General features: G+C 61.1%; 18 protein-coding genes. 6 read left to right on the plus strand and 12 right to left on the minus strand.

What is annotated here, in order from left to right; all coding sequences use genetic code 11:
* Window positions 1–62: 62 nt before the first annotated feature.
* Window positions 63–797 carry a 1-acylglycerol-3-phosphate O-acyltransferase gene (locus FUU19_RS20860; RefSeq protein ID WP_141972538.1) on the minus strand — a complete coding sequence of 245 codons (735 nt, stop codon included), beginning with the start codon at window positions 795–797 and terminating at the stop codon, window positions 63–65.
* Between the two features lie 246 nt (window positions 798–1,043).
* A complete protein-coding gene (gene parC, locus FUU19_RS20865; protein ID WP_197833764.1) occupies window positions 1,044–3,317 on the minus strand; it encodes a DNA topoisomerase IV subunit A in 2,274 nt (757 codons plus the stop codon).
* A 325-nt stretch (window positions 3,318–3,642) separates the two neighbouring features.
* On the opposite strand from parC, the gene FUU19_RS20870 reads away from it, so the two are divergent.
* Together FUU19_RS20870 and FUU19_RS20875 are read left to right on the plus strand one after the other, a co-directional pair.
* Window positions 3,643–4,224, plus strand: a complete 582-nt coding sequence (locus FUU19_RS20870; protein ID WP_141972536.1) for an NAD(P)H-dependent oxidoreductase — start codon at window positions 3,643–3,645, stop codon at window positions 4,222–4,224.
* A 33-nt stretch (window positions 4,225–4,257) separates the two neighbouring features.
* Window positions 4,258–4,566, plus strand: coding sequence for a putative quinol monooxygenase (locus tag FUU19_RS20875; protein WP_025304303.1), 309 nt, complete (start codon window positions 4,258–4,260; stop codon window positions 4,564–4,566).
* A gap of 8 nt (window positions 4,567–4,574) precedes the next feature.
* Here FUU19_RS20875 and FUU19_RS20880 read toward each other — a convergent pair whose 3' ends face one another.
* From FUU19_RS20880 to nudF, 6 genes are all read right to left on the minus strand, one after another.
* The gene (locus FUU19_RS20880) at window positions 4,575–5,471 is read right to left on the minus strand and encodes a LysR substrate-binding domain-containing protein (RefSeq protein ID WP_141972534.1); all 897 of its coding nucleotides are present in this window, start codon (window positions 5,469–5,471) and stop codon (window positions 4,575–4,577) included.
* An 81-nt stretch (window positions 5,472–5,552) separates the two neighbouring features.
* A complete protein-coding gene (gene parE / locus FUU19_RS20885) occupies window positions 5,553–7,448 on the minus strand; it encodes a DNA topoisomerase IV subunit B (protein ID WP_073534115.1) in 1,896 nt (631 codons plus the stop codon).
* Window positions 7,449–7,494: 46 nt separating this feature from the next.
* Window positions 7,495–8,079, minus strand: coding sequence for an esterase YqiA (yqiA, locus tag FUU19_RS20890; protein ID WP_141972532.1), 585 nt, complete (start codon window positions 8,077–8,079; stop codon window positions 7,495–7,497).
* The gene (gene cpdA / locus FUU19_RS20895; RefSeq protein ID WP_033636061.1) at window positions 8,079–8,906 is read right to left on the minus strand and encodes a 3',5'-cyclic-AMP phosphodiesterase; all 828 of its coding nucleotides are present in this window, start codon (window positions 8,904–8,906) and stop codon (window positions 8,079–8,081) included. The genes yqiA and cpdA overlap by 1 nt, the downstream gene beginning before the upstream one ends.
* A gap of 27 nt (window positions 8,907–8,933) precedes the next feature.
* Complete coding sequence (locus tag FUU19_RS20900; protein ID WP_141972529.1) at window positions 8,934–9,359, minus strand: DUF1249 family protein; 426 nt, start codon at window positions 9,357–9,359, stop codon at window positions 8,934–8,936.
* Window positions 9,359–9,991 (minus strand): ADP-ribose diphosphatase, encoded by a 633-nt coding sequence (gene nudF, locus FUU19_RS20905; RefSeq protein WP_004937242.1) that lies wholly within the window; start codon window positions 9,989–9,991, stop codon window positions 9,359–9,361. Before nudF ends, FUU19_RS20900 begins: the two co-directional genes overlap by 1 nt.
* Window positions 9,992–10,338: 347 nt before the next feature.
* On the opposite strand from nudF, the gene tolC reads away from it, so the two are divergent.
* Window positions 10,339–11,844, plus strand: a complete 1,506-nt coding sequence (gene tolC / locus FUU19_RS20910; protein ID WP_202670293.1) for an outer membrane channel protein TolC — start codon at window positions 10,339–10,341, stop codon at window positions 11,842–11,844.
* 150 nt (window positions 11,845–11,994) lie between these two features.
* On the plus strand, window positions 11,995–13,944 hold the full coding sequence (dhaR, locus tag FUU19_RS20915) for a dihydroxyacetone kinase operon transcriptional regulator DhaR (RefSeq protein ID WP_230489641.1): 1,950 nt from the start codon (window positions 11,995–11,997) through the stop codon (window positions 13,942–13,944).
* Here dhaR and dhaM read toward each other — a convergent pair.
* The 4 genes from dhaM to FUU19_RS20935 are packed head-to-tail and all read right to left on the minus strand — an operon-like array spanning window position 13,941 to window position 18,253.
* The gene (dhaM, locus tag FUU19_RS20920) at window positions 13,941–15,371 is read right to left on the minus strand and encodes a dihydroxyacetone kinase phosphoryl donor subunit DhaM (protein WP_141998990.1); all 1,431 of its coding nucleotides are present in this window, start codon (window positions 15,369–15,371) and stop codon (window positions 13,941–13,943) included. The two genes, dhaR and dhaM, sit on opposite strands and share 4 nt — an antisense overlap.
* Before the next feature lie 17 nt (window positions 15,372–15,388).
* Entirely contained in the window at window positions 15,389–16,021 is a 633-nt protein-coding gene (gene dhaL, locus FUU19_RS20925) for a dihydroxyacetone kinase subunit DhaL (protein ID WP_141972521.1), read from the minus strand.
* 9 nt (window positions 16,022–16,030) lie between these two features.
* Window positions 16,031–17,101, minus strand: coding sequence for a dihydroxyacetone kinase subunit DhaK (gene dhaK, locus FUU19_RS20930; RefSeq protein ID WP_230489643.1), 1,071 nt, complete (start codon window positions 17,099–17,101; stop codon window positions 16,031–16,033).
* Between the two features lie 51 nt (window positions 17,102–17,152).
* Entirely contained in the window at window positions 17,153–18,253 is a 1,101-nt protein-coding gene (locus FUU19_RS20935; RefSeq protein WP_230489644.1) for a glycerol dehydrogenase, read from the minus strand.
* Between the two features lie 353 nt (window positions 18,254–18,606).
* On the opposite strand from FUU19_RS20935, the gene FUU19_RS20940 reads away from it, so the two are divergent.
* Both FUU19_RS20940 and FUU19_RS20945 read left to right on the plus strand, forming a co-directional pair.
* Window positions 18,607–19,275, plus strand: a complete 669-nt coding sequence (locus tag FUU19_RS20940) for a DUF1190 family protein (RefSeq protein ID WP_049198472.1) — start codon at window positions 18,607–18,609, stop codon at window positions 19,273–19,275.
* A gap of 3 nt (window positions 19,276–19,278) precedes the next feature.
* Entirely contained in the window at window positions 19,279–20,439 is a 1,161-nt protein-coding gene (locus FUU19_RS20945; protein WP_025304316.1) for a glutathionylspermidine synthase family protein, read from the plus strand.
* The last annotated feature ends 502 nt before the right edge of the window (window positions 20,440–20,941 follow it).

Below are 20,941 nucleotides of genomic sequence, written 5' to 3' on the forward strand. Positions count from 1 at the left end.
CGTTCAGGCGTTAACGGCGCTGAACGCCAATTAAAACCTTATTCTTTGAAGCCGGTAGACTCTTATTTTTTGGCGGCGTTGCGCTGGGCGACTTCAGCGTCCAATTCGGCGATTTTCGCCTCCATCAGCTCGCGGCAATGGGCCGCCAGCTCGCGCACGTTTTCTTTGCCGTATTTGCTGGTATCCACCGGCGCCAACATCTCGACGATCACATGACCGTTATTCCAACGGTTAAGATTTATATTACCGCTGGTGGTGGATACACAGATCGGCACAATCGGCACGCCGGCGGCGATGGCCGCGTGGAATGCGCCGGTTTTAAACGGCATCAGCCCACGGCCACGGCTGCGGGTCCCTTCCGGGAACATCCAGATCGAAATGTCTTTCTTCTTGAACTGCTCCGCCACCTGGGCGATGGTGCCGTGCGCCTTGGCGCGATTATCACGGTCTATCAGCAGGTTACCGGTCAGCCAATACAACGGGCCGAAAAACGGAACCCACACCAGACTTTTTTTACCAACGGTCACGGTGCGCGGCTGCACGATATTGGAGGCCGTCACCATATCGTAGTTATTTTGGTGGTTGGCGATATAGATGCAGTTGCCGTTGTTGGCCGCATCGGCCGGCACGCGGGTTTCAACCTTGATGCCGAACAGCGTCGACAGGCGGCCGAAAAGATGGCCAAAGGTCGCCACATGGCGAGGGTTACGCGGGCTGAACAAGCAATAAACAGAACCGAAAATACACACCAGAATACAGAAAAGAGTGGCGAGAACGGCACGCAAAATCAATAACATAACAACCTCATTAGCACACTGCCAACGCAGTTTACTTCGCTGCGCAGATTCCTTTACTCATTATTTGCCGGCAAGGCGGAAAGCACGCCCACGTCGCCTGCATTTCTCGCTATTTTCCCGCCAGGCGGCAGTACGCACAATAATTTTATGCGCAGAAATGTTAACTATTTGGAAAATAAACGCCAGCAAAAATAAATAAGGCGGCCACAGCATGCTGCGACCGCCCGTTAACGCTAGCGCCAACGCTTACTCTTCGCTGTCGCCGCCCGATACCCGCACCGGCGCATCCACTTCGACGCGATCGATACGCTGCAGGCCGCGCGGCAGCTGGGTGCCCTTGCGACCGCGCTCCGCACGGAACTTCTGCAGATCTTCCGGCCGCAGCGTCAGCTTGCGTTTGCCGACGTGCAGCGTGACGGACGCCTGCGGCGGCAGCACGAACAGCCAGGCCAGCTTGTCTTCACCGGCCGCCGCCTGGGCTGCCGGAATGGAGACGATCTTGTTGCCTTTGCCCTTCGACAGCTGCGGCAGATCGGCGACCGGGAACATCAGCATGCGCCCGGCGGCGGTGATCGACAGCAGCATATCGTCTGCGCCGTGAATTTCCATCGGCGGCAACGCTCTGGCGTTGTCCGGCAGCGTGATCATCACCTTGCCGGCGCGGTTGCGCGCCACCAGATCGTTGAAGGTGCAAACGAAGCCGTAACCGGCATCGGACGCCATCAGCAGCTTCTGATCGTCGGCCGCCATCAGCACCTGCTCAATGGTGGCGCCCGGCGGCGGCGTCAGCTTGCCGGTCAGCGGCTCGCCCTGCCCGCGCGCCGACGGCAGCGTCATCGGATCGAGCGCATAGCTGCGCCCGGTAGAGTCGATGAACACCACCGGCTGGTTGCTCTTGCCGCGCGCCGCGCCGCGGAAACTGTCGCCGGCCTTGTAGCTCAACCCGGTCGGATCGATGTCGTGGCCCTTGGCGCTGCGCACCCAGCCCATTTCCGACAGCACGATGGTCACCGGTTCGGACGGCACGAAGTCGTGCTCGCTCATCGCCTTGGCTTCCGCACGCTCGGTCAGCGGCGAACGGCGATCGTCGCCGTAGGTCTGCGCGTCGGCCTGGATCTCTTTCTTAATCAGCGTGTTCAGCTTACGCTCGGACGCCAGCAGCGCCTGCAGCTGATCGCGCTCTTTCGCCAGCTCATCCTGCTCGCCGCGGATCTTGACCTCTTCCAGCTTGGCCAGGTGACGCAGTTTCAGCTCGAGGATCGCTTCCGCCTGGGTATCGGAGATGCCGAAACGCTGCATCAGCACCGGCTTCGGCTCATCCTCGCTGCGGATGATGTGGATCACCTCGTCGATGTTGAGGAACGCCACCAGCAAACCTTCGAGGATATGCAGACGCTTGAGCACTTTCTCGAGGCGGTAGTTCAGGCGGCGGCGCACCGTATCGCGACGGTAGGCCAGCCATTCGGTGAGGATCTCAACCAGCCCTTTCACCTGCGGGCGGTTGTCCAGACCGATCATGTTCATGTTGATGCGGTAGCTGCGTTCCAGATCGGTGGTGGCGAACAGGTGATTCATCACCTGCTCCAGATCGATACGGTTGGAACGCGGCACGATCACCAGACGCGTCGGGTTTTCGTGGTCGGATTCATCGCGCAGATCCTCGACCATCGGCAGCTTCTTGGCGCGCATCTGGCTGGCAATCTGCTCCAGCACCTTGGCGCCGGAGACCTGATGCGGCAAGGCGGTGATCACCGCACTGCCGTCCTCTTTCTTCCACACGGCGCGCATGCGTACCGAACCGCGGCCGCTCTGGTAAATTTTGCGAATTTCATCGCGCGGAGTGATGATCTCGGCTTCGGTCGGGAAGTCCGGCCCCTGCACGAACTCGAGCAGGTCATCGAGCGAGGCGCCCGGCTTGTCGAGCAGCGCCACCGCCGCCGCCGCGACTTCGCGCACGTTGTGCGGCGGAATGTCGGTCGCCATGCCGACCGCGATGCCGGTGGTACCGTTCAGCAAGATGTTCGGCAGACGCGCCGGCAGCATCTTCGGCTCTTGCAGCGTGCCGTCAAAGTTCGGGATCCAGTCGACCGTGCCCTGGCCCAGTTCGGCCAGCAAGACTTCGGCGTATTTGGACAGGCGCGATTCGGTATAACGCATCGCCGCGAACGACTTGGGATCGTCCGGCGCCCCCCAGTTCCCCTGGCCGTCCACCAGCGGATAGCGATACGAGAACGGCTGCGCCATCAGCACCATGGCTTCATAACACGCGCTGTCACCGTGCGGGTGATATTTACCCAGCACGTCGCCCACGGTACGGGCGGATTTCTTGAATTTGGCGCTGTTGTTCAGCCCCAGCTCAGACATGGCGTAGATGATGCGGCGTTGTACCGGCTTCAAACCGTCGCCAATGTACGGCAACGCCCGATCCATGATGACGTACATGGAATAGTTCAGATAGGCGTTTTCAGTGAATGTGTGCAGCGGTAAACGCTCTACACCGTCATGAGTCAGATCACTCATTACTCAATTATCCTCAGACCGTGGCTTGGCAATCCCTTGGACGACAAAAGGCATCGCTTGTCGATTCTGCCCGCGATAGTAACCCATCTGCGGGGTAGCTGTCACAGTTGGCGCAAGGATCGCCGGCGACGACCGATTCCGCCCTGCGGTTTATGCAAAATTTCGCTATCTGGCGGCCGCTTTATTGACTGGCAGTCAACACTGTTGTGCGCCGGATCGCATTTTTACTTGCCTGACTAACGATTACACTCGTCGCCAGCGAGATGGTTTCCGCCTTTTCAGCGGGAAGCATGCCATATCTTAACTCTGACGGGAGCCGCGAAAGATGAGCAATATCCTGATTATCAACGCTAAAAAACAATTCGGCCATTCCAACGGCGAACTCAACCAAACCCTGAGCGACGTGGCGGAAAGCTTCCTGCGCGATCTGCAACACGATGTGCAGGTCACCGTGGTCGACGACGGCTATGACATCGAAGCCGAGGTACAGAAGTACCTGTGGGCCGACGCGGTCATCTATCAGATGCCGGGCTGGTGGATGGGCGAACCCTGGATCCTGAAAAAATACATCGATGAAGTGTTCACCGCCGGCCACGGCAGCCTGTATGCCAGCGACGGTCGCTCTCGTTCCGACGACAGCAAAAAATATGGCTCCGGCGGCCTGATCCAGGGCAAAAAATACCTGCTGAGCCTGACCTGGAACGCCCCGCTGGAGGCCTTCACCGATCCCGATCAGTTCTTCCACGGCGTCGGCGTCGACGGCGTTTACCTGCACTTCCACAAGGCCAACCAGTTCCTGGGGATGGAGGCGCTACCGACCTTTATCTGCAATGACGTGATAAAACAACCGGATATCGAAGCGGACATCGCACATTATCGCGAGCATCTGGCGAAAATTTTTGCTTAACTGACGCAGAACATACTCATCAACGAGGTAAGCATGATCACCGTAATCGCAGAAATCAAAGTGAAGCCCGGCCACCGCGCCACCGTACTGCAAGCCATTGAAAAACTGGTGCCGCTGGTACTGGCGGAAGACGGCTGCGGCGAATATACGCCGATGGTCGACAGCAATACCCAGGCGCCGTGGCAGAAGCGGTCGCCGGATTCGGTGTTCATGCTGGAGAAATGGGAAAGCATGGCGCATCTGGAAAAACACCTGGCCATTGAGCACATGCTCAAACACCGTGACACCCTCAAGGACAGCGTGCTGGACACCGAGATCTACATCTTGGAAAACGCCCTGTAATCCGCGACTTATAACGTCTGCGCGTCGATGTGCGCGCTGACGTAGTCCAGAAAACAGGTGATACGCGCCGCCAATTGCGTATTGCGGTAATACACCGCATTGATCGGCTGGCGCACGTCCAGCGTCTCCTGCTCCAGCAACGTCACCAGCTTGCCTTCTTCCCGATCGCGCCGGGTCATGAAGTCCGCCAACTGTACGATCCCCTCGCCCCGCAGCGCCAATTGCCGCAGCGTTTCACCGCTGGAGGCGGCAATGGTTGGCGTGATGGTGAAATGTGGCGCCTGGCGATAACGCAACGGCCACTGATTCAGCGATTCTGGCTGGGTAAAACCCAGCAGACAGTGCCGATGCAACTCCTCCACGCTCTGCGGCGTGCCGTGCTGCTGCAGATAAGCCGGGCTGGCGAGGATGCGCAACCGGCTGGCGCCCAGCGCGCGCGCATGAATGGTCGAATCACGCAACGCACCGATGCGAATGGCAATATCCGTGCGTTTTTCCAGCAGATCGATAACCAGGTTGTCAGTGTTCAGCTCGAGCGAAATTTGCGGATACCGCTCCCTGAACCCCGCCACCAGGGGCACGATGACATGCTCCATAAAAGGCGCAGCCGCGTTTATCCGCAGTCGCCCGGCCGGCATCTGCCGGCGCACCGCCATTTGTTCTTCGGCATTTTCCACCGAGTTGATGATCGTACGCGCATGGCTCAGGAAGCTCTGCCCTTCTTCGGTCAGCTCTAACCGGCGCGTAGTGCGGCGCATCAGGGTGGTATCGAGCTTATTCTCCAGGCGGCTGAGCGCACGGCTGATGCCGGAGGTCGTCTGGCCGAGCTGATCGGCGGCGGAGGTGATGGAGCCGCTGTCGACCACCGAGGTGAACGCCAGCAATTCTTCGAGCGTGATCTTCATGCATTCCGGCCCTGGTTATCGGGCGCCGCATGCACGCCCTGCGGGAAAGCAGGCCCGGCGTTCACCGGGCCAGGGTCAGGCTCAGACCGCCAATTCGGCCATGTCGCCCTTGTCTTGCAGCCAGTTCCGGCGATCTTCCGAACGCTTCTTGGCCAACAGCATGTCCATCACCGCCAGCGTCTGATCGACGTCATCCTCTGCCACCGTCAGTTGCACCAGACGGCGGGTATTCGGATCGAGGGTGGTTTCGCGCAGCTGCAGCGGGTTCATCTCACCCAGCCCTTTAAAGCGTTGGACGTTCGGCTTGCCCTTCTTGCGCTTCAGCTGTTCCAGCACGCCGGCTTTCTCTTCTTCATCCAGCGCGTAGAACACCTCTTTACCGAGATCGATACGGTACAGCGGCGGCATGGCGACATAAACGTGGCCGCCTTTCACCAGCGAACGGAAGTGGCGCACGAACAGCGCGCACAGCAGCGTGGCGATATGCAGGCCGTCGGAGTCCGCATCCGCCAGGATGCAGATTTTGCCGTAGCGCAGCTGGCTGAGATCTTCGCTGTCCGGATCGATGCCGATCGCCACGGAAATGTCGTGCACTTCCTGCGAGGCCAGCACTTCATCCGAGGAGACTTCCCAGGTATTCAGAATCTTACCCTTCAGCGGCATGATCGCCTGATATTCGCGATCGCGCGCCTGCTTGGCCGATCCGCCCGCCGAGTCCCCTTCCACCAGGAACAGTTCGGTCATGGCCAGATCCTGCGAGGTACAGTCCGCCAGCTTGCCCGGCAGCGCCGGCCCGCTGGTCAGCTTCTTGCGCACCACTTTCTTGGCGGCGCGCAGACGGCGCTGGGCGCTGGAAATCGCCAGCTCGGCCAGCTGTTCCGCCGCCTGAACGTTCTGGTTCAGCCACAGGCTGAAGGCGTCTTTCACCACGCCGGAAACGAAGGCCGCGCACTGACGCGAAGAGAGACGTTCTTTGGTCTGCCCGGCGAACTGCGGATCCTGCATCTTCACCGACAACACGTAGGCGCAGCGATCCCAGATATCCTCCGCCGACAGCTTCACGCCGCGCGGCAGGATGTTGCGGAATTCGCAGAACTCGCGCATCGCGTCCAACAGCCCCTGACGCAGGCCGTTGACGTGGGTGCCGCCCTGCATGGTCGGGATCAGGTTGACGTAGCTTTCGGTCAGCAGCTCACCGCCTTCCGGCAGCCACAGCAGCGCCCAGTCGACCGCTTCGGTGTCACCGGCGAAATTGCCGACGAACGGCGCTTCCGGCAAGGTGATCAGGCCATTAACCGCTTCCATCAGGTAGTCGGTCAGGCCGTCCTGGTAGCACCAACGCTGCTCGGTGTTGTTCACCTTGTCGATGAAATAGATCTCGACGCCGGGGCACAGCACCGCTTTGGCTTTCAGCAGGTGAGTCAGGCGCGATACCGAGAAACGCGGGCTGTCGAAGAACTGTTCGTCCGGCCAGAAGTGCACGCTGGTGCCGGTGTTGCGTTTGCCGCAGGTGCCGATCACCGTCAGGTCTTGCACTTTGTCGCCGTTTTCGAAGGCGATGCCGTAAACGTTGCCGTCGCGGCGCACGTTGACTTCCACCCGCTTCGACAGGGCGTTGACCACCGAGATCCCCACGCCGTGCAGGCCGCCGGAGAACTGGTAGTTTTTATTCGAGAATTTACCGCCGGCGTGCAGCCGGCACAGGATCAACTCAACCGCCGGCACGCCCTCTTCCGGGTGGATGTCCACCGGCATGCCGCGGCCGTCGTCGATCACTTCCAGCGACTGATCGGCGTGCAGAATCACGTCGATACGCTTGGCGTGACCAGCCAACGCTTCGTCGACGCTGTTATCGATCACCTCTTGGCCGAGGTGGTTTGGGCGCGTCGTGTCGGTATACATGCCGGGACGACGGCGCACTGGTTCTAGACCGCTGAGTACTTCAATGGCATCAGCGTTATAGCTGGATTGAGTCATCGTTGATTATTTTTTCGTGGTTAAAGGGAGGTGCCGGAACGGTCCGTCAGACCGCGTTTAGCCCTAAAAAATCCACAATCTGGGGGAAGTAGTGCTCGAAACCGACGAAGGCGTGGTTTCCACCCGACTCCACCGTTTGCCGACACGCGGTGTAATACGCCACTGCCTGGCCGTAATCGAGAATTTCATCGCCCGTTTGCTGCAGCAGCCAGATTAAATCCGGCGACTCCAAGGGATCGATCTGCATCACTTTCAGATCGTAAACGTGCCGAGACTCTAACACATATTGCTGGCCGGTGTAGGGGTTCTCGTTGGCGCCGAGATAGTCCACCAGCAGCTCAAACGGCTTGACCGCCGGGTTGACCACCACCGCCGGCAGGGAAAAACACTGCGACAGCCAGGTGGCGTAATAGCCACCCAGCGATGAGCCGACCAGCCCGAGCGTTTGCCCGGCGCGTTCCAGCACCATATTTTCCAGCATCTCGGCGGCCGCCGCCGGAAAGGCCGGCAGCTGCGGCACCAGCATCTCGATATCGGGATGGTGCTCGGCCAGCCAGGCTTTAAAGGCCACGGCCTTGGCCGACTGCGGCGAGCTGTTGAAACCGTGCAGGTAGAGCAGTGTCGAAGGCATCAGTATCCATCCGAGTCCATATCGGGGCGGAAATCGTCGTTTTCCAGGCGGAACACCTGCGTCTCGACGCGGCCGTCCGGCAGCAGATCGAGGTAGCGCCAGCCGGGGGAAACGTCGTCGATGGTAAAGTTAGTGCAGTGCGGCTTGAATTGCACGCAGGTCGAGGGCGTCGCCAACAGGCGCCGGCCCTGCCATTCCAGATCCAGGTCCTGGTGAATATGCCCGCACACCACGGTATTCACCTTCGGGTAGCGCAGCAGGATCGCGCCCAGCATATGCGGGTTGCGCAGGCTGTGCTGATCGAGCCAGGTACAGCCGGATGGCAGCGGATGATGGTGCAGCAGCAACAGCGTATAGCGCTCGGGGTGAGCCTGTAGACAGCGCTCCATCCACTCGAGCTGGTATTCGCTCAATTCGCCGTGCGGTACGCCGAACACCTGGCTATCCAACATCAGCACCTGCCAGCTGTCGCCCAGCAACACCTGTTTGGAAGGGGCAATGCCGGCGGCGGCCAACGCGTCGACCATCGCCGGTTGGAAATCGTGGTTACCCGGCAGCCACACGCAGGGGGCCGGCAATTGCGCGATACCGGCGGCGAAGTGGCGGTACGCCTCTTGCGAATGATCCTGCGCCAAATCTCCCGTGGCGACGATCAAATCAACGTCGCGGCGCTGCGCCTGGATGGCGTCCAGCACCGCGTGATAGCTGCGATAGGTATTGATGCCGAGCAACGTCTCGTGTTCGCCGGCAAAAAGGTGGGTATCTGTTATTTGTAGAATCCTGACCGCGGCCCCACTCGCCACAGGCAGTTTAAACAGGCTTTCCAAATGGTGTCCTTTGTTATTTCAGTCTGTCTAACAAACCGGAACCGCCATCGCTCCATGCGCCAAACAGTAGCGCAGCCAATCAGCAAGAAACTGGTTAATTTGATGCTTTTCGTCGCGTTGATGCAACTTTTTATTAGGATAATCATAACGCGCTTTAAAGCGGTAGATCTGCTGACTGGAACACACTTCCGCAACCATGGCGTCATGGTATAACCGCACCGTCATCGCGGGCAGGCTCCAGTAGCTGACCGCCGGAAAGATCTGCTCGATCTCCACCAGCGACGTGTAACGCGTGGACTCAACGATGGTCAAACGATAGCCGGCGCCGTTCACCTGATAAGTCACCGTTTCGCCCACTTCGTCGTTGCGCGGCAGCAAGCGGCGCAATTGCGCGAAGTTGGTTTCGCACAATCTCATCATTTCGGGGAAATCAGGGGTATAGCGCTGTTTCATTAGTTGGCCCACTCTTTTCTCAACGATTCATGGTGCAACGCCAGCCATTGCAATGCAATCACTGATGCGGCGTTATCGATCGCGCCCTCCTCCACCCAGCGGTAAGCCTGCTCGCGGCTGACCACGTGGACGCGGATATCTTCATGTTCTTCCGCCAGGCCATGGATGCCTTCGGCGGTGCCGGCGTCCACCTCGCCGACCATGATCGACAGACGTTCGCTGGTGCCGCCCGGGCTGGCCAGATAGCTCAGCACCGGCTTGCAGCGCCCGACCACCACGCCGGCCTCTTCCTGCGCTTCGCGGCGGCACACGTCTTCGACGCTTTCGCCGGTTTCGATCATACCCGCCACCATTTCCAGCAGCCAGGGCGAATTACTGGTATCGACCGCGGCGATGCGCAGTTGTTCAATCAGTACCACTTCGTCGCGCACCGGATCGTAGGGCAGCAGCACCGCCGCATGGCCGCGCTCGAAAATTTCACGCGTGATTTCAGGACTCATTTCGCCATTGAACAAGCGATGGCGAAACCGGTATAAATTGAGTGAAAAAAAACCACGGTACAGCGTCTCGCGTGCAATAATTTCTACATCTTTTTTATCGAAAGTGACGGGTGACGGCTGCGAACGGTTCATGCGCGAATTCTCCTGCGTGAGTATGCCGATAAAATAAACGGTTTTGATGACAGAAACAGCGGGTCTCACCGCCGCCGCTTTATGTTAGGCTGTTTTTCGCCGCCGGACGCGGCGCGTTTGTGCGCTCGCAGGTAATAGCGGGAAACAATCCGGATTGTCAGCCATAATATCAGCTGCAGTCGACCCGGGCAGTACGCCAAGGTAAATGGACGGTCTGAAAGGTAAAAGTTACGTGAGATGGCACATTCAGCCACCTGATGCGTACCGCAGACTCTGCTAGAATCGGCAACTATTTCGTCTATCGTCAGCGCTAACATAGCAATATTGCTGCACAACAAGGAATGCAAATGAAGAAACTGCTCCCCCTTCTTATCGGACTGAGCCTGGGCGGCTTCAGTGCAATGAGCCAGGCAGAGAACCTGCTGCAGGTCTACAAACAGGCCAGGGAAAGTAACCCGGATCTGCGCAAAAGTGCTGCTGACCGCGACGCCGCATTCGAAAAAATCAATGAAGCGCGCAGCCCGCTGTTGCCACAGCTCAATCTGGGTGCCGGTTACAACTACAATAATGGCTACCGCGACAGCAACGGCGTCAACAGCAATGTGAGCAACGCGTCGCTCACGCTGACGCAAACCATTTTCGACATGTCGATCTGGCGCCAACTGACGCTGCAGGAAAAAACCGCCGGCATTTCCGACGTCACCTTCCAGACCGCGGAACAGCAGCTGATCCTCAACACCGCCACCGCCTATTTTAACGTGCTGAGCGCCATTGACACGCTCTCCTATACCCAGGCGAACAAACAAGCGGTTTACCGCACGTTGGATCAAACCACCCAGCGCTTCAACGTGGGCCTGGTGGCAATCACCGACGTGCAGAACGCCCGTTCCGCCTACGACACCGTGCTGGCGGCCGAAGTGACCGCCCGTAACAACCTGGACAACGCGCTGGAAGCGCTGCGCCAGATCACCGGTGCCTTCTACCCGGAGCTGGCCTCACTGAATACCGATCGCTTCAATACCCAGCGCCCTGAAGCGGTGAACAACCTGCTGAAAGAAGCGGAAGCCCGCAACCTGAGCCTGCTGTCCGCACGCCTGAGCCAGGACCTGGCGCGTGAACAGATCCGCGCAGCGCAGACCGGCTACATGCCGACGATCAACCTCAATGCATCGACCGGGATCACCAACACCCGCTACAACGGTTCCGCGACTGGCGCTAACAGCCGCTTCACCAACTCCGATGCTGGTCAAAACCAGGTCGGAGTGTCCGTCAGCGTGCCGCTGTATAGCGGCGGTGCGACCAACTCGCAGGTAGAACAGGCGCAGTACGGCTTCGTCGGCGCCAGCGAGCAGCTGGAAAGCGCCCACCGCGGCGTGGTGCAGACCGTGCGTTCGTCGTTTAACAACGTCAACGCCTCGATCAGCAGCATCAACGCCTACAAACAGGCGGTGATCTCCGCGCAGAGCTCGCTGGATGCGATGGAAGCCGGTTATCAGGTGGGTACCCGCACCATCGTCGACGTGCTGAACGCCACCAGTACCCTGTATAACGCCAAGCAGCAGCTTTCCAGCGCGCGTTATACCTACCTGATCAACCAGCTGAACATCAAGTCGGCACTCGGCACGCTGAACCAGAACGATCTGCTGACGCTGAACGGCGCGCTGGGCAAACCGGTATCGACCGCGCCTGACGCCGTCGCACCGCAGAACCGCTCTCAGGACGCCTACGCAGACGGTTATCAGGACAACGCGCCGATGCAACAGGTCGCTGCGCCGGCACCAAGTGCCACACGCGCTGCGGCACCGGCCGTCAGCCAACCGACTCGCAACAGCGGCAACCCATTCCGCAACTGATGCGCGCGCGTTGATAAACACGGGGTTCGGCCTGCGCCGCACCCCGTTTTTTTTACCCCGATTTCCCCACTTCTGCCCGCCACCTCACAGCCGTCGCTGCGCCAGGTGGTATCATCGTCACTCTCGTTTTCGCAGTCTGGATGGGGTTCGATGGACAACGATTCACGCTGGCAGCGCTTGATTCACGACGGCGAACTGCCGCCGCCGCTGCGCCCGGCGCAGGCGGTTTACGCCTCCTGGCTGCGCTGCCGCAGCCTGATGCAGCCAGACGTTTGGCAAGCACCGCACCGCGCTCAGGGTGCCACCTTCGAATCGATTTGCCGCCGCAAGAATGACCTGCTGACGCTCGGCCAGGCAGCGCTGGAAGACGCCTGCGAATACATGGAGCCGCGGCGTTGCCTGTTGATGATCCTCGACGAGAGCGGCTGCATGCTGTGGCGCTGCGGCGACGCCCAAACCTGGGAGCATTTGCAGCCATTGGGATTTGCCCCCGGCGCTTACTGGGCCGAGGGGCAGATCGGCACCAATGCCCCGGCGCTGGCGGCGGTGGAAGGCCACCCGGTACGGGTGAGCGGCGAAGAGCACGTGCGCCGGGCGCTGCACGGCTGGTCGTTCTGCGCTACGCCGGTCTACGACAACAGCGGCCGCCAGCGCGGCTCGATCGCCTTGGGCTGCCTGCTGGCCGATTGTGCCGCCGGCGATCTGTCGCTGACGTTGGCCATCGCCCGCGAAATCGGCAATTCGCTGAACGCCGACAGTCTGCTGGCGGAATCCAACCGTCATCTGAATCAGCTTTACGGTCTGCTGGACGGCGTAGACGACGGCGTCATGGCCTGGGATCACCGCGGTTACCTGCAATACATCAACCAGCGCGCCGCCGGCCTGCTGAAGCTGGACGAACAGCAGAGTCAGGGCAAACCGCTGGCACAGCTGCTGACGCTGCCCGCGCTGCTCAAACGCGCCATCGCCGATCGCCAACCGCTGCAACACGTCGAAGTCACCTTCGAAAGCCAGCGGCAGTTTATCGCCGCCTTGCTGACGCTCAAGCCGATTTTCGACGGCGAACGCTGCAGTTTCATCGCCCTGCTGCACCCGCTCGAACGGCTGCGCCAGTATGTCAGCAGCCAGCTGGGGCGCGTCAGCCACAGCTTCGAACAGATGCCTTCCGCCTCGCTGGAGATGCGACGGCTGATCCGTTACGGGCAACAAGCGGCCAAAGGCCAGCATCCGATCCTGTTGCGCGGAGAAGAAGGCGTTGGCAAAGAGCTGCTCAGCCAGGCTATTCACAACGCCGGCGAACGCGCCGCCGGGCCGTATATCGCCCTCAACTGCCAGCTGCTGCCGCAGGCGCAGGGGCTGCGCGAACTGCTGGGCAGCGACGCCAGCGAAGAAGAAGCGGGCCAGCTGAGCAAATTCGAATTGGCCAACGGCGGCACGCTGTACCTCGAACAGATCGAATACCTGCCGGTGGAGATGCAGTCGGCGTTGCTGCAGGTGTTGAAGACCGGTGTGGTAATCCGCCTCAATTCCAGCCGGGTGATCCCGGTCGATGTGCGGGTAATCGCCGGCAGCGCCGCCGATCTGCCGCTGCTGGTGCAGCAAAATCGCTTCCGCCGCCAACTGTTTTACAGCCTGCAAGCCTTCGAGATCCAGATCCCGCCGCTACGCCAGCGGCTGAGCGATATTCCGCTACTGGTCAAACACCATCTGCGCACGCTGGAGCTGCATTTTCAGTGCCGCTTCCGGGTCGATGACGACGTTATGGCCCAGTTGGCGCTCTACCTGTGGCCGGGCAACGATTTGGAACTGAAAGGGGTGGTGGAGCGTGCGGCGATGATTTGCCACGGTCACCACATCCAGCTGGCGGATCTGCCGGCACACCTGCTCGGCCAGCCATCGCTGCTGGAGAGCGATCCGCAGCCCGGCGCGCCGCTGTTGACGCTGACGGACATGGAGCGCCAGGCGATCCTCCGCGCGGCGACCGTCAGCCGCGGTCAGCTGACGGAGATGGCGCAGTTGCTGGGTATCGGCCGCACCACCCTGTGGCGGAAGATCAAACAGCACGGGATCGACATCCGCCAGTTCAAGCTGCGCGCTTAGTGGCTGAGCTGCAACACCCCGCGCGCGGCGTCCAGCATTGCCTTCTGCCCGCTGCGGGTTTTGCTCAGGCAATCCTGCATGCCGACCACCATCGGAATGCCCATCGCCTTCGCCAGAATGGCGCTGTGCGACAGGGCATTGCCCCCGCTGAGGCAGATGCCAAGCACCAGACGCCTGTCGAGCATCACCACCTCTGAAGGCATCAACTCGTCCATCACCAGTATCGACGGCTCTGCCAGCGCGATGGCCGGCAGCGGCAGCCCCTGCAGATGGCACAGCGTGCGGCGCAGCATGTCACGCACGTCCAGTTCGCGTGCCCGCATGTAGTCGTCATCCAGTTCGCGGTACTCTTCGGCGATCGCTTCCAGCACCTGTCGCCAGGCCTGTTCGGCGCAGCACAGCTGCTGCGCGATGCGGGTGTAAGCCGCCTGCTGCAGATCCGGATCGTCCAGCAGCATGCTGTGGGCACCGAAGATCGCCGCCTGCGGCTTGCCGATCAGCGTGCCGGTACGTTCCGCCAGTCGGTTCAGATCGCTCAGCGTGTGCTGTAGCGCCTCCCGCAGGCGTTGCTGTTCGCCCAACACCTCGTCCGCGCCGATCCGTCGATCGGCGGTTGGCGGCCAGAAACTGTGGGCCTGGAACACTGGCCCGCTGGTGACGCTTTCCGCCACCGGGATACCATGCAGCGAAGGCTGCTGCCGCTCGGAGACCGTCTCGCCGAAATGCTGCTCCGCCAGCGCTTTGAACGCAGCCAGTGCCTCGTCCGCCTGCGCACCGTCGGCGATCAGGCGAATGGTGTCACCGTGGCGCACCTGCAGCAGCGCCAGCTGATTGAGGCTGCGCGGATCGACGCACTGCCCCTGCTTTTCCAGCACCAGCTCGGCCTTGAACGGCGCTAACGTCTCGACCAGTCGCGCCGCCGGGCGCGCATGCAGCCCGTGCGGGTTCTGCACCGTCCAGGTTGCGCTTTTGCCCTGCGCCAGCGGCAAAGCCGCGCTTTTCCCGGCTGGCGAGCCTTCGCCCAGCTGCGCCTGTTTGGCCTGCAGCGCGCCCTGCGCCTCCGCCACCACCTGCTCCAGCGAAGCGCCGGAGTTGGCGGCCACCACCGCCGCCAGCGTGCCTTCGACCAGCGGCGCCGCACACAGCCGCACTTTGGCGGCCAAGTCCGGATCCAGCAGGTCGAGCGCGGTTTCCGCGCTGAGCAGCGCGCTGCCCAGATCCATCAGCACCAGAACGCCGTCGCCGTCGGCGACCGCTTCAATCGCCTCCATCACTTTGACGGCGTCGGTGCCGATCGGGTGCTCCTCGTCATCCACGCCCGCCGCCAGCGCCAGCTTGCAGCCATCGCCGCGCATCATCTGCCGCGCCAGCTGCTCAACGCCGCGCGCCAGCAACGCGCTGTGCGAAACCACCACGATATTAATCATCTCGCCTCCTGCTACGGCTAACTACCGGCGACCTCGGCCAGCGTTTTCATCATCAGCATCACCGAAGTGGCGCCGGGATCCTGGTGGCCGATGCTGCGCTCGCCCAGGTAACTGGCCCGCCCTTTGCGCGCCTGCATGGTAATGGTGCTCTCCACCGCCCGCTCGGCGCTGTCGGCGGCGCGCTGCAGCGCCTCCGCCACGCTCAGGTTCTGCTGCGCGGACTGGCCGAGGCTTTCCACCACCGGCCACCAGACGTCGCACATGGTTTTGTCGCCCGGCTCCGCCTTACCGCGCATCACCACGCCGTCAACCCCTTCCTGCATCACCTGCTGCAGCTCTGCCAGATCCAGACTTTGCTTGGCGTTCGCCGCCTGCGCCGCGCGGATGAAGAAGGTGCCGAACAGCGGGCCGCTGGCGCCGCCCACGCTCGACAGCAGCGTCATACCGGTGTTTTTCAGAATGAAGCCGATGTCTTTGTCTGCCACCGACGGCAGCTTTTCCACCACCTTGTTGAAACCGCGATTCATATTCAAACCGTGGTCAGCATCGCCGATCTCGGTATCGAGCTGGGTCAGAAAGTCGCGTTCCCGGCTGAACACCTCGCCGCAACGCATCAGCCAATCGACGACCTGTTGTTTGGTCAACGCCATGATGCCTCCTCAGCAACCCCAACGCAGCGCAGGCGTTTTCACCGGCGCATCCCACAAGGACAACAGCTCGTCGTCCACGTTCAACAACGTGATGGACACGCCCTGCATATCGAGCGAGGTGCAATATGAACCCACCAGGTTGCGTTCGATAATGATGCCCGCCTCGGCGCAGCGTTCCGCCAATCGATGGTAGACGCCATACAGCTCGGACAGCGGCGTGGCGCCCAGGTTGTTGACCAACGCGATCACCCGATCGCCGCGCGTCAGCGGCTGCTTGGTCTGCATCTCGTCGCGCCACTCGCCCTGCTGACGATCCCACACGCGGATCGTACGCTGATAGTGGCCGTGGTCGATCAGCGTATGGAACATGTCGTCCACCGTCGCGTTGAGCGTGGTGAACGGGCGACGTGCAATGCCCGGCTCGCCGTGAATGCCGACGCCGAACTCCATCTCGTTCTCCGCCAGGGTGAACGACGGTTTGCCGGCGGCAGGAACGGTACAAGCACCCAGCGCAATGCCGATCGAATGCCCGTGGTTGTTGATGCGATGCCCCAGCGTCACCACGCTGTCCAGATCGTCGCCGCGCGCCGCGGCGGCGCCCAGCAGTTTCTCCATCAGCACGGTGTTAGCCACCCCGCGTCGCCCAGCGGTGAACAGACTGTCTTTGACCGCCACGTCATCATCCACCAGCACCGTCGCCACCGCGACGCCGCTGTCGTGCAGCAGTTCGGTGGCGGTTTCGAAGTTGAGCACGTCGCCGGTGTAGTTCTTAATCAGCAGCAACACGCCGGCGCCACCGTCGATCGCCTGACCGCACTCGTACATTTTATCCGGCGTCGGCGAGGTGAAAATCTCACCCGGACAGGCGCCGTCGAGCATCCCTTCGCCGACGAAACCGCAGTGCATCGGCTCGTGGCCGCTACCGCCGCCGGACAGGATCGCCACCTTGCCCGCCACCGGCGCGTCGGCGCGAGTCACGAACACCGGATCTGCATGCACCAGCAACTCGGGATGGGCCTCCGCCAGCCCCTGCAACTGCTCTTCCAACACCGACTCGACCTGATTAATCAGTTTTTTCACGATGATTTCCTCTGTAAGCCCAGGGGCGCGGCGCACCGTGCCCCAACGGTATCAATGACGCTGCAGCCAGGCGGCGCCCAACCTGTCCGCCGTCAGGATCGCCGCCTGCACGCCCGCAGGGGTGACCTTGAACGGCATGTTGTGAATGGTTTCGCCGGCGGCGCAGCTGGCCTCGGCCACCGCCATCATCTTCGCCGTCGCATCGCCGGTGACGCCCATCTGCGCCAGCGTGATCGGCAGGCCGATGCCATGACAAAACGCCAGTACGGTTTCAATCTGCGCCATCGGGCTGTTCTGCAGCACCAGCTGCGCCAGGGTGCCGAACGCCACTTTTTCACCGTGATACAGATGGTGACACTCTTCCAGCACGGTGAAACCGTTGTGAATGGCGTGCGCCGCCGCCAGCCCGCTGCTCTCGAAGCCGATGCCGCTCAGATAGGTATTGGCCTCAATAATGCGTTCCACCGCTTCCGTTACCACGCCGGCCTCGACCGCCAGTTTGGCCTTCACCCCCTCAGCCAGCAGCGTGTCATAGCACAGCCGCGCCAGACTGAGCGCCGCCAGCGTCGATTTTCCGCCGGCCATGCTGGTGGCCTGCGCGTCGAAGCAGGCCTGCGCTTCGAAATAGGTGGAGAGCGCGTCGCCCATGCCGGCTACCAGCAGGCGCACCGGCGCTTTGGCGATGATGGCGCTGTCCATCACCACCATGTCCGGGTTGCGCGGGTAGATCAGGTACTCGGCGAATTCGCCCTGTTCGGTGTAGAGAACCGACAGCGCGCTGGTCGGCGCATCGGTGGAAGCGATGGTGGGAATGAGCACCACCGGCAGCTGCTGGTAATGCGCGACGGCCTTGGCGGTGTCGAGCGTCTTGCCGCCGCCGACGCCGATCACCCCGCGGCAACCGTGGGCCTGCAACTCATGGCCGAGTCGGTCTATCTCTTTGCGGCAGCACTCTCCGTTGAAGCGGGCCGCGTGATGTTTCATGCCGTGCTGCTGCAGGCTGCCCATCAGGGTGTCGCCCGCCAGCTGCAGCACGAAGTCGTCGGCGATCACCAGATAATGATCGGCGAGGGATTTGGCGTATTCGCCAACGGCGGCCAGCGCATTGGCGCCCTGAATGTATTTGCCTGGTGACTGGATGATTCTCAACATAACCGGATCCTTGTAGGGAGTTGGCGATGGTAACGTTCAGATATCAGGTGATGACGCGCCGACTTCGCCGTCGGCTTGTTGTTGTGCTTCGACTATGAGCGCCTGCCGCCCGCCTGGCGAGCTTCGCGATTTTTGTTCCATTATGGAACATCATCATAGCGATAACGTTTCATGATGAAACGCTAACGCGCGTTTTTTCGCCGCGAAAGCGAACTGGCGCACACCCCAACGTATAACTGCGTAAAGAGTGGATTCTACGGGCGTTTCAGCTTTAATTTTGACCATGTTTCCCCTATCCTTAGCGCCACTACTGGGAAAGGGCGAAAACAGCCCGCATGATGGGATTGATAACGATGAAACGGACAAAAAACATCAACCAAGAGACGTTCCGCAAATCCTGGCGCAGCTACCGTGTCGCGCCCGTGGCCTTGGCGATCAGCGCCGTCTTTATGCTGGCCGGCTGCGAAAAGAGTGATGAAACGGTCTCCCTGTATCAGAATGCCGATGACTGTTCGCGCGCCAATCCTTCGATGAGCGAGCAGTGCACCACCGCCTACAACAGCGCCCTGAAAGAAGCGGCGAAAACCGCACCGAAATACGCTACCCGCGAAGACTGCGTCGCCGAGTTTGGCGAAGCGCAGTGCACCCAGGCGCCGGCTCCGGCGCAGGCCGGCATGGCGGCGGAATCGCAAAGCAGCGGCAGCTTCTGGATGCCGCTGATGGCGGGCTACATGATGGGCCGCCTGATGGGGGGTTCCGGCTTCGCTCAGCAGCCGCTGTTCACCTCCAAGAACGCCGCCAGCCCGGCGAACGGCAAGTTTGTCGACGCCAGCGGCAAAAGCTACGGCCCGGCCACCGCCGGCGGCCGCACCATGACGGTGCCGAAAACCGCCATGGCGCCAAAGCCTGCGGTCACCAACACCGTAACCCGCGGTGGTTTCGGCGAGACCGTGGCCAAGCAGACCAGCATGCAGCGCAGCAGCGCCACCTCCAACTCCGGCTCTCGCAGCATGGGCGGTTGATGCATGAAACGTATTGCTATTACCGAGCGCCCGGACTGGCGTGAAAAAGCGACCGAGTTCGGGTTCCGTTTCCACACCATGTACGGCGAGCCGTACTGGTGTGAAGACGCCTATTACCAGTTCACGCTGGCGCAGATTGAAGAGATCGAAAACGCCACCGCCGAGCTGCACCAGATGTGCCTGCAGGTGGTGGAGAAGGTGGTCGGCAGCGATGAGCTGATGGCCAAGTTCTGCATCCCGAAACACACCTGGGAGTTCGTGCGCAGCTCCTGGCGCACCAACCAGCCGTCGCTGTATTCGCGTCTCGATCTGGCCTACGACGGCGTCAACCCGCCGAAGCTGCTGGAGAACAACGCCGATACGCCAACCTCGCTGTATGAAGCGGCCTTCTTCCAGTGGCTGTGGCTGGAAGACCAGATCAACGCCGGCAAGCTGGATCCGGAATCGGATCAGTACAACAGCCTGCAGGAGAAGCTGATCGAGCGTTTCGCCGAGCTGAAAGCGCATCACGGCTTCGGCCTGTTGCACCTGGCATGCTGCCAGGACAGCGAAGAAGATCGCGGCACGGTGCAATATCTGCAGGACTGCGCGCAGGAAGCCGGTCTGCCGACCGAGTTCCTGTTCATGGAAGAGATTGGCCTCGGCGAGAAAGGTCAGTTCACCGATCTGCAGGATCAGGTGATCGGCAACCTGTTCAAGCTCTACCCGTGGGAATTCATGCTGCGCGAGATGTTCTCCACCAAGCTGGAAGACGCCGGCGTGCGTTGGCTGGAGCCGGCCTGGAAGAGCATCATCTCCAACAAGGCGCTGCTGCCGCTGCTGTGGGAAATGTTCCCGAACCACCCGAATCTGTTGCCGGCTTATTTCGCGCAAGACGATCATCCGCCGATGGATCATTACGTCACCAAGCCGCTGTTCTCACGCGAAGGCGCCAATATCCAGATCGTCGAAAACGGTCAGGAAGTGGCGCGCGTCGATGGGCCGTACGGTGAAGAAGGCATGATCGTGCAGCAGTTCCATCCGCTGCCGAAGTTCGAAGACAGCTACACGCTGATCGGCAGCTGGCTGGTGAACGATCAACCCTGCGGCATCGGCCTGCGCGAAGATCGCGAACTGATCACGCAGGATCTGTCGCGCTTCTATCCGCACACCATCCTCGGCTGATCGCCCCGCTGAAAACAAAAACGCCAGTCAGTTAAGCCTGACTGGCATTTTTTTATCCATCCTCTGGGCGTTCTGTGCAGGGGAATTGCCGTAAAACCCTCGCATTTCTCTGATGCCCTAGCGAACGGCAATTGTAGGGGCCGATGGCGCGGCCCCTACACCCGCGCCTTTGCTTAACACCGCCTGTCCGCTGCGCGGATACCCTCGCCGCGTCTGCGTTGTCGGGCGGGTCGGCTGCGACAAACGTCCCTGTTAGTCTCGCCTCAACCGGCCTTCCCTGGCCGGTTGCCCCTGACAACGCCGTCTTGCTCGGCAGCCGGTGATGCGCGCCTAAGGTCAACACCCGAGCTGGCAGCTACCGGGCAACCGGTCGCTTATGAGGTTATGGCAGAGAAGCTGGAGATGAATGCGGTGTTGAGCGCCCTCGAAGACGTCGAACGCAGTCGCGATACATAGGCGAAACCGCTATGGACGGCGGTTTCAGGCGAGACAGGCAGGGACG

Origin of the sequence: Serratia montpellierensis, from assembly GCF_020858655.1 — a bacterium.
Taxonomy (GTDB): Bacteria; Pseudomonadota; Gammaproteobacteria; order Enterobacterales; family Enterobacteriaceae; genus Serratia; species Serratia montpellierensis.

What these genes read in the sequence shown, in the direction of transcription:
- FUU19_RS20860 (WP_141972538.1), bottom strand. Translation starts at nt 797, where the DNA reads ATGTTATTGATTTTGCGTGCCGTTCTCGCCACTCTTTTCTGTATTCTG.
- parC (WP_197833764.1), bottom strand. Translation starts at nt 3,317, where the DNA reads ATGAGTGATCTGACTCATGACGGTGTAGAGCGTTTACCGCTGCACACA.
- FUU19_RS20870 (WP_141972536.1), top strand. Translation starts at nt 3,643, where the DNA reads ATGAGCAATATCCTGATTATCAACGCTAAAAAACAATTCGGCCATTCC.
- FUU19_RS20875 (WP_025304303.1), top strand. Translation starts at nt 4,258, where the DNA reads ATGATCACCGTAATCGCAGAAATCAAAGTGAAGCCCGGCCACCGCGCC.
- FUU19_RS20880 (WP_141972534.1), bottom strand. Translation starts at nt 5,471, where the DNA reads ATGAAGATCACGCTCGAAGAATTGCTGGCGTTCACCTCGGTGGTCGAC.
- parE (WP_073534115.1), bottom strand. Translation starts at nt 7,448, where the DNA reads ATGACTCAATCCAGCTATAACGCTGATGCCATTGAAGTACTCAGCGGT.
- yqiA (WP_141972532.1), bottom strand. Translation starts at nt 8,079, where the DNA reads ATGCCTTCGACACTGCTCTACCTGCACGGTTTCAACAGCTCGCCGCAG.
- FUU19_RS20900 (WP_141972529.1), bottom strand. Translation starts at nt 9,359, where the DNA reads ATGAAACAGCGCTATACCCCTGATTTCCCCGAAATGATGAGATTGTGC.
- nudF (WP_004937242.1), bottom strand. Translation starts at nt 9,991, where the DNA reads ATGAACCGTTCGCAGCCGTCACCCGTCACTTTCGATAAAAAAGATGTA.
- tolC (WP_202670293.1), top strand. Translation starts at nt 10,339, where the DNA reads ATGAAGAAACTGCTCCCCCTTCTTATCGGACTGAGCCTGGGCGGCTTC.
- dhaR (WP_230489641.1), top strand. Translation starts at nt 11,995, where the DNA reads ATGGACAACGATTCACGCTGGCAGCGCTTGATTCACGACGGCGAACTG.
- dhaM (WP_141998990.1), bottom strand. Translation starts at nt 15,371, where the DNA reads ATGATTAATATCGTGGTGGTTTCGCACAGCGCGTTGCTGGCGCGCGGC.
- dhaL (WP_141972521.1), bottom strand. Translation starts at nt 16,021, where the DNA reads ATGGCGTTGACCAAACAACAGGTCGTCGATTGGCTGATGCGTTGCGGC.
- FUU19_RS20935 (WP_230489644.1), bottom strand. Translation starts at nt 18,253, where the DNA reads ATGTTGAGAATCATCCAGTCACCAGGCAAATACATTCAGGGCGCCAAT.
- FUU19_RS20940 (WP_049198472.1), top strand. Translation starts at nt 18,607, where the DNA reads ATGAAACGGACAAAAAACATCAACCAAGAGACGTTCCGCAAATCCTGG.
- FUU19_RS20945 (WP_025304316.1), top strand. Translation starts at nt 19,279, where the DNA reads ATGAAACGTATTGCTATTACCGAGCGCCCGGACTGGCGTGAAAAAGCG.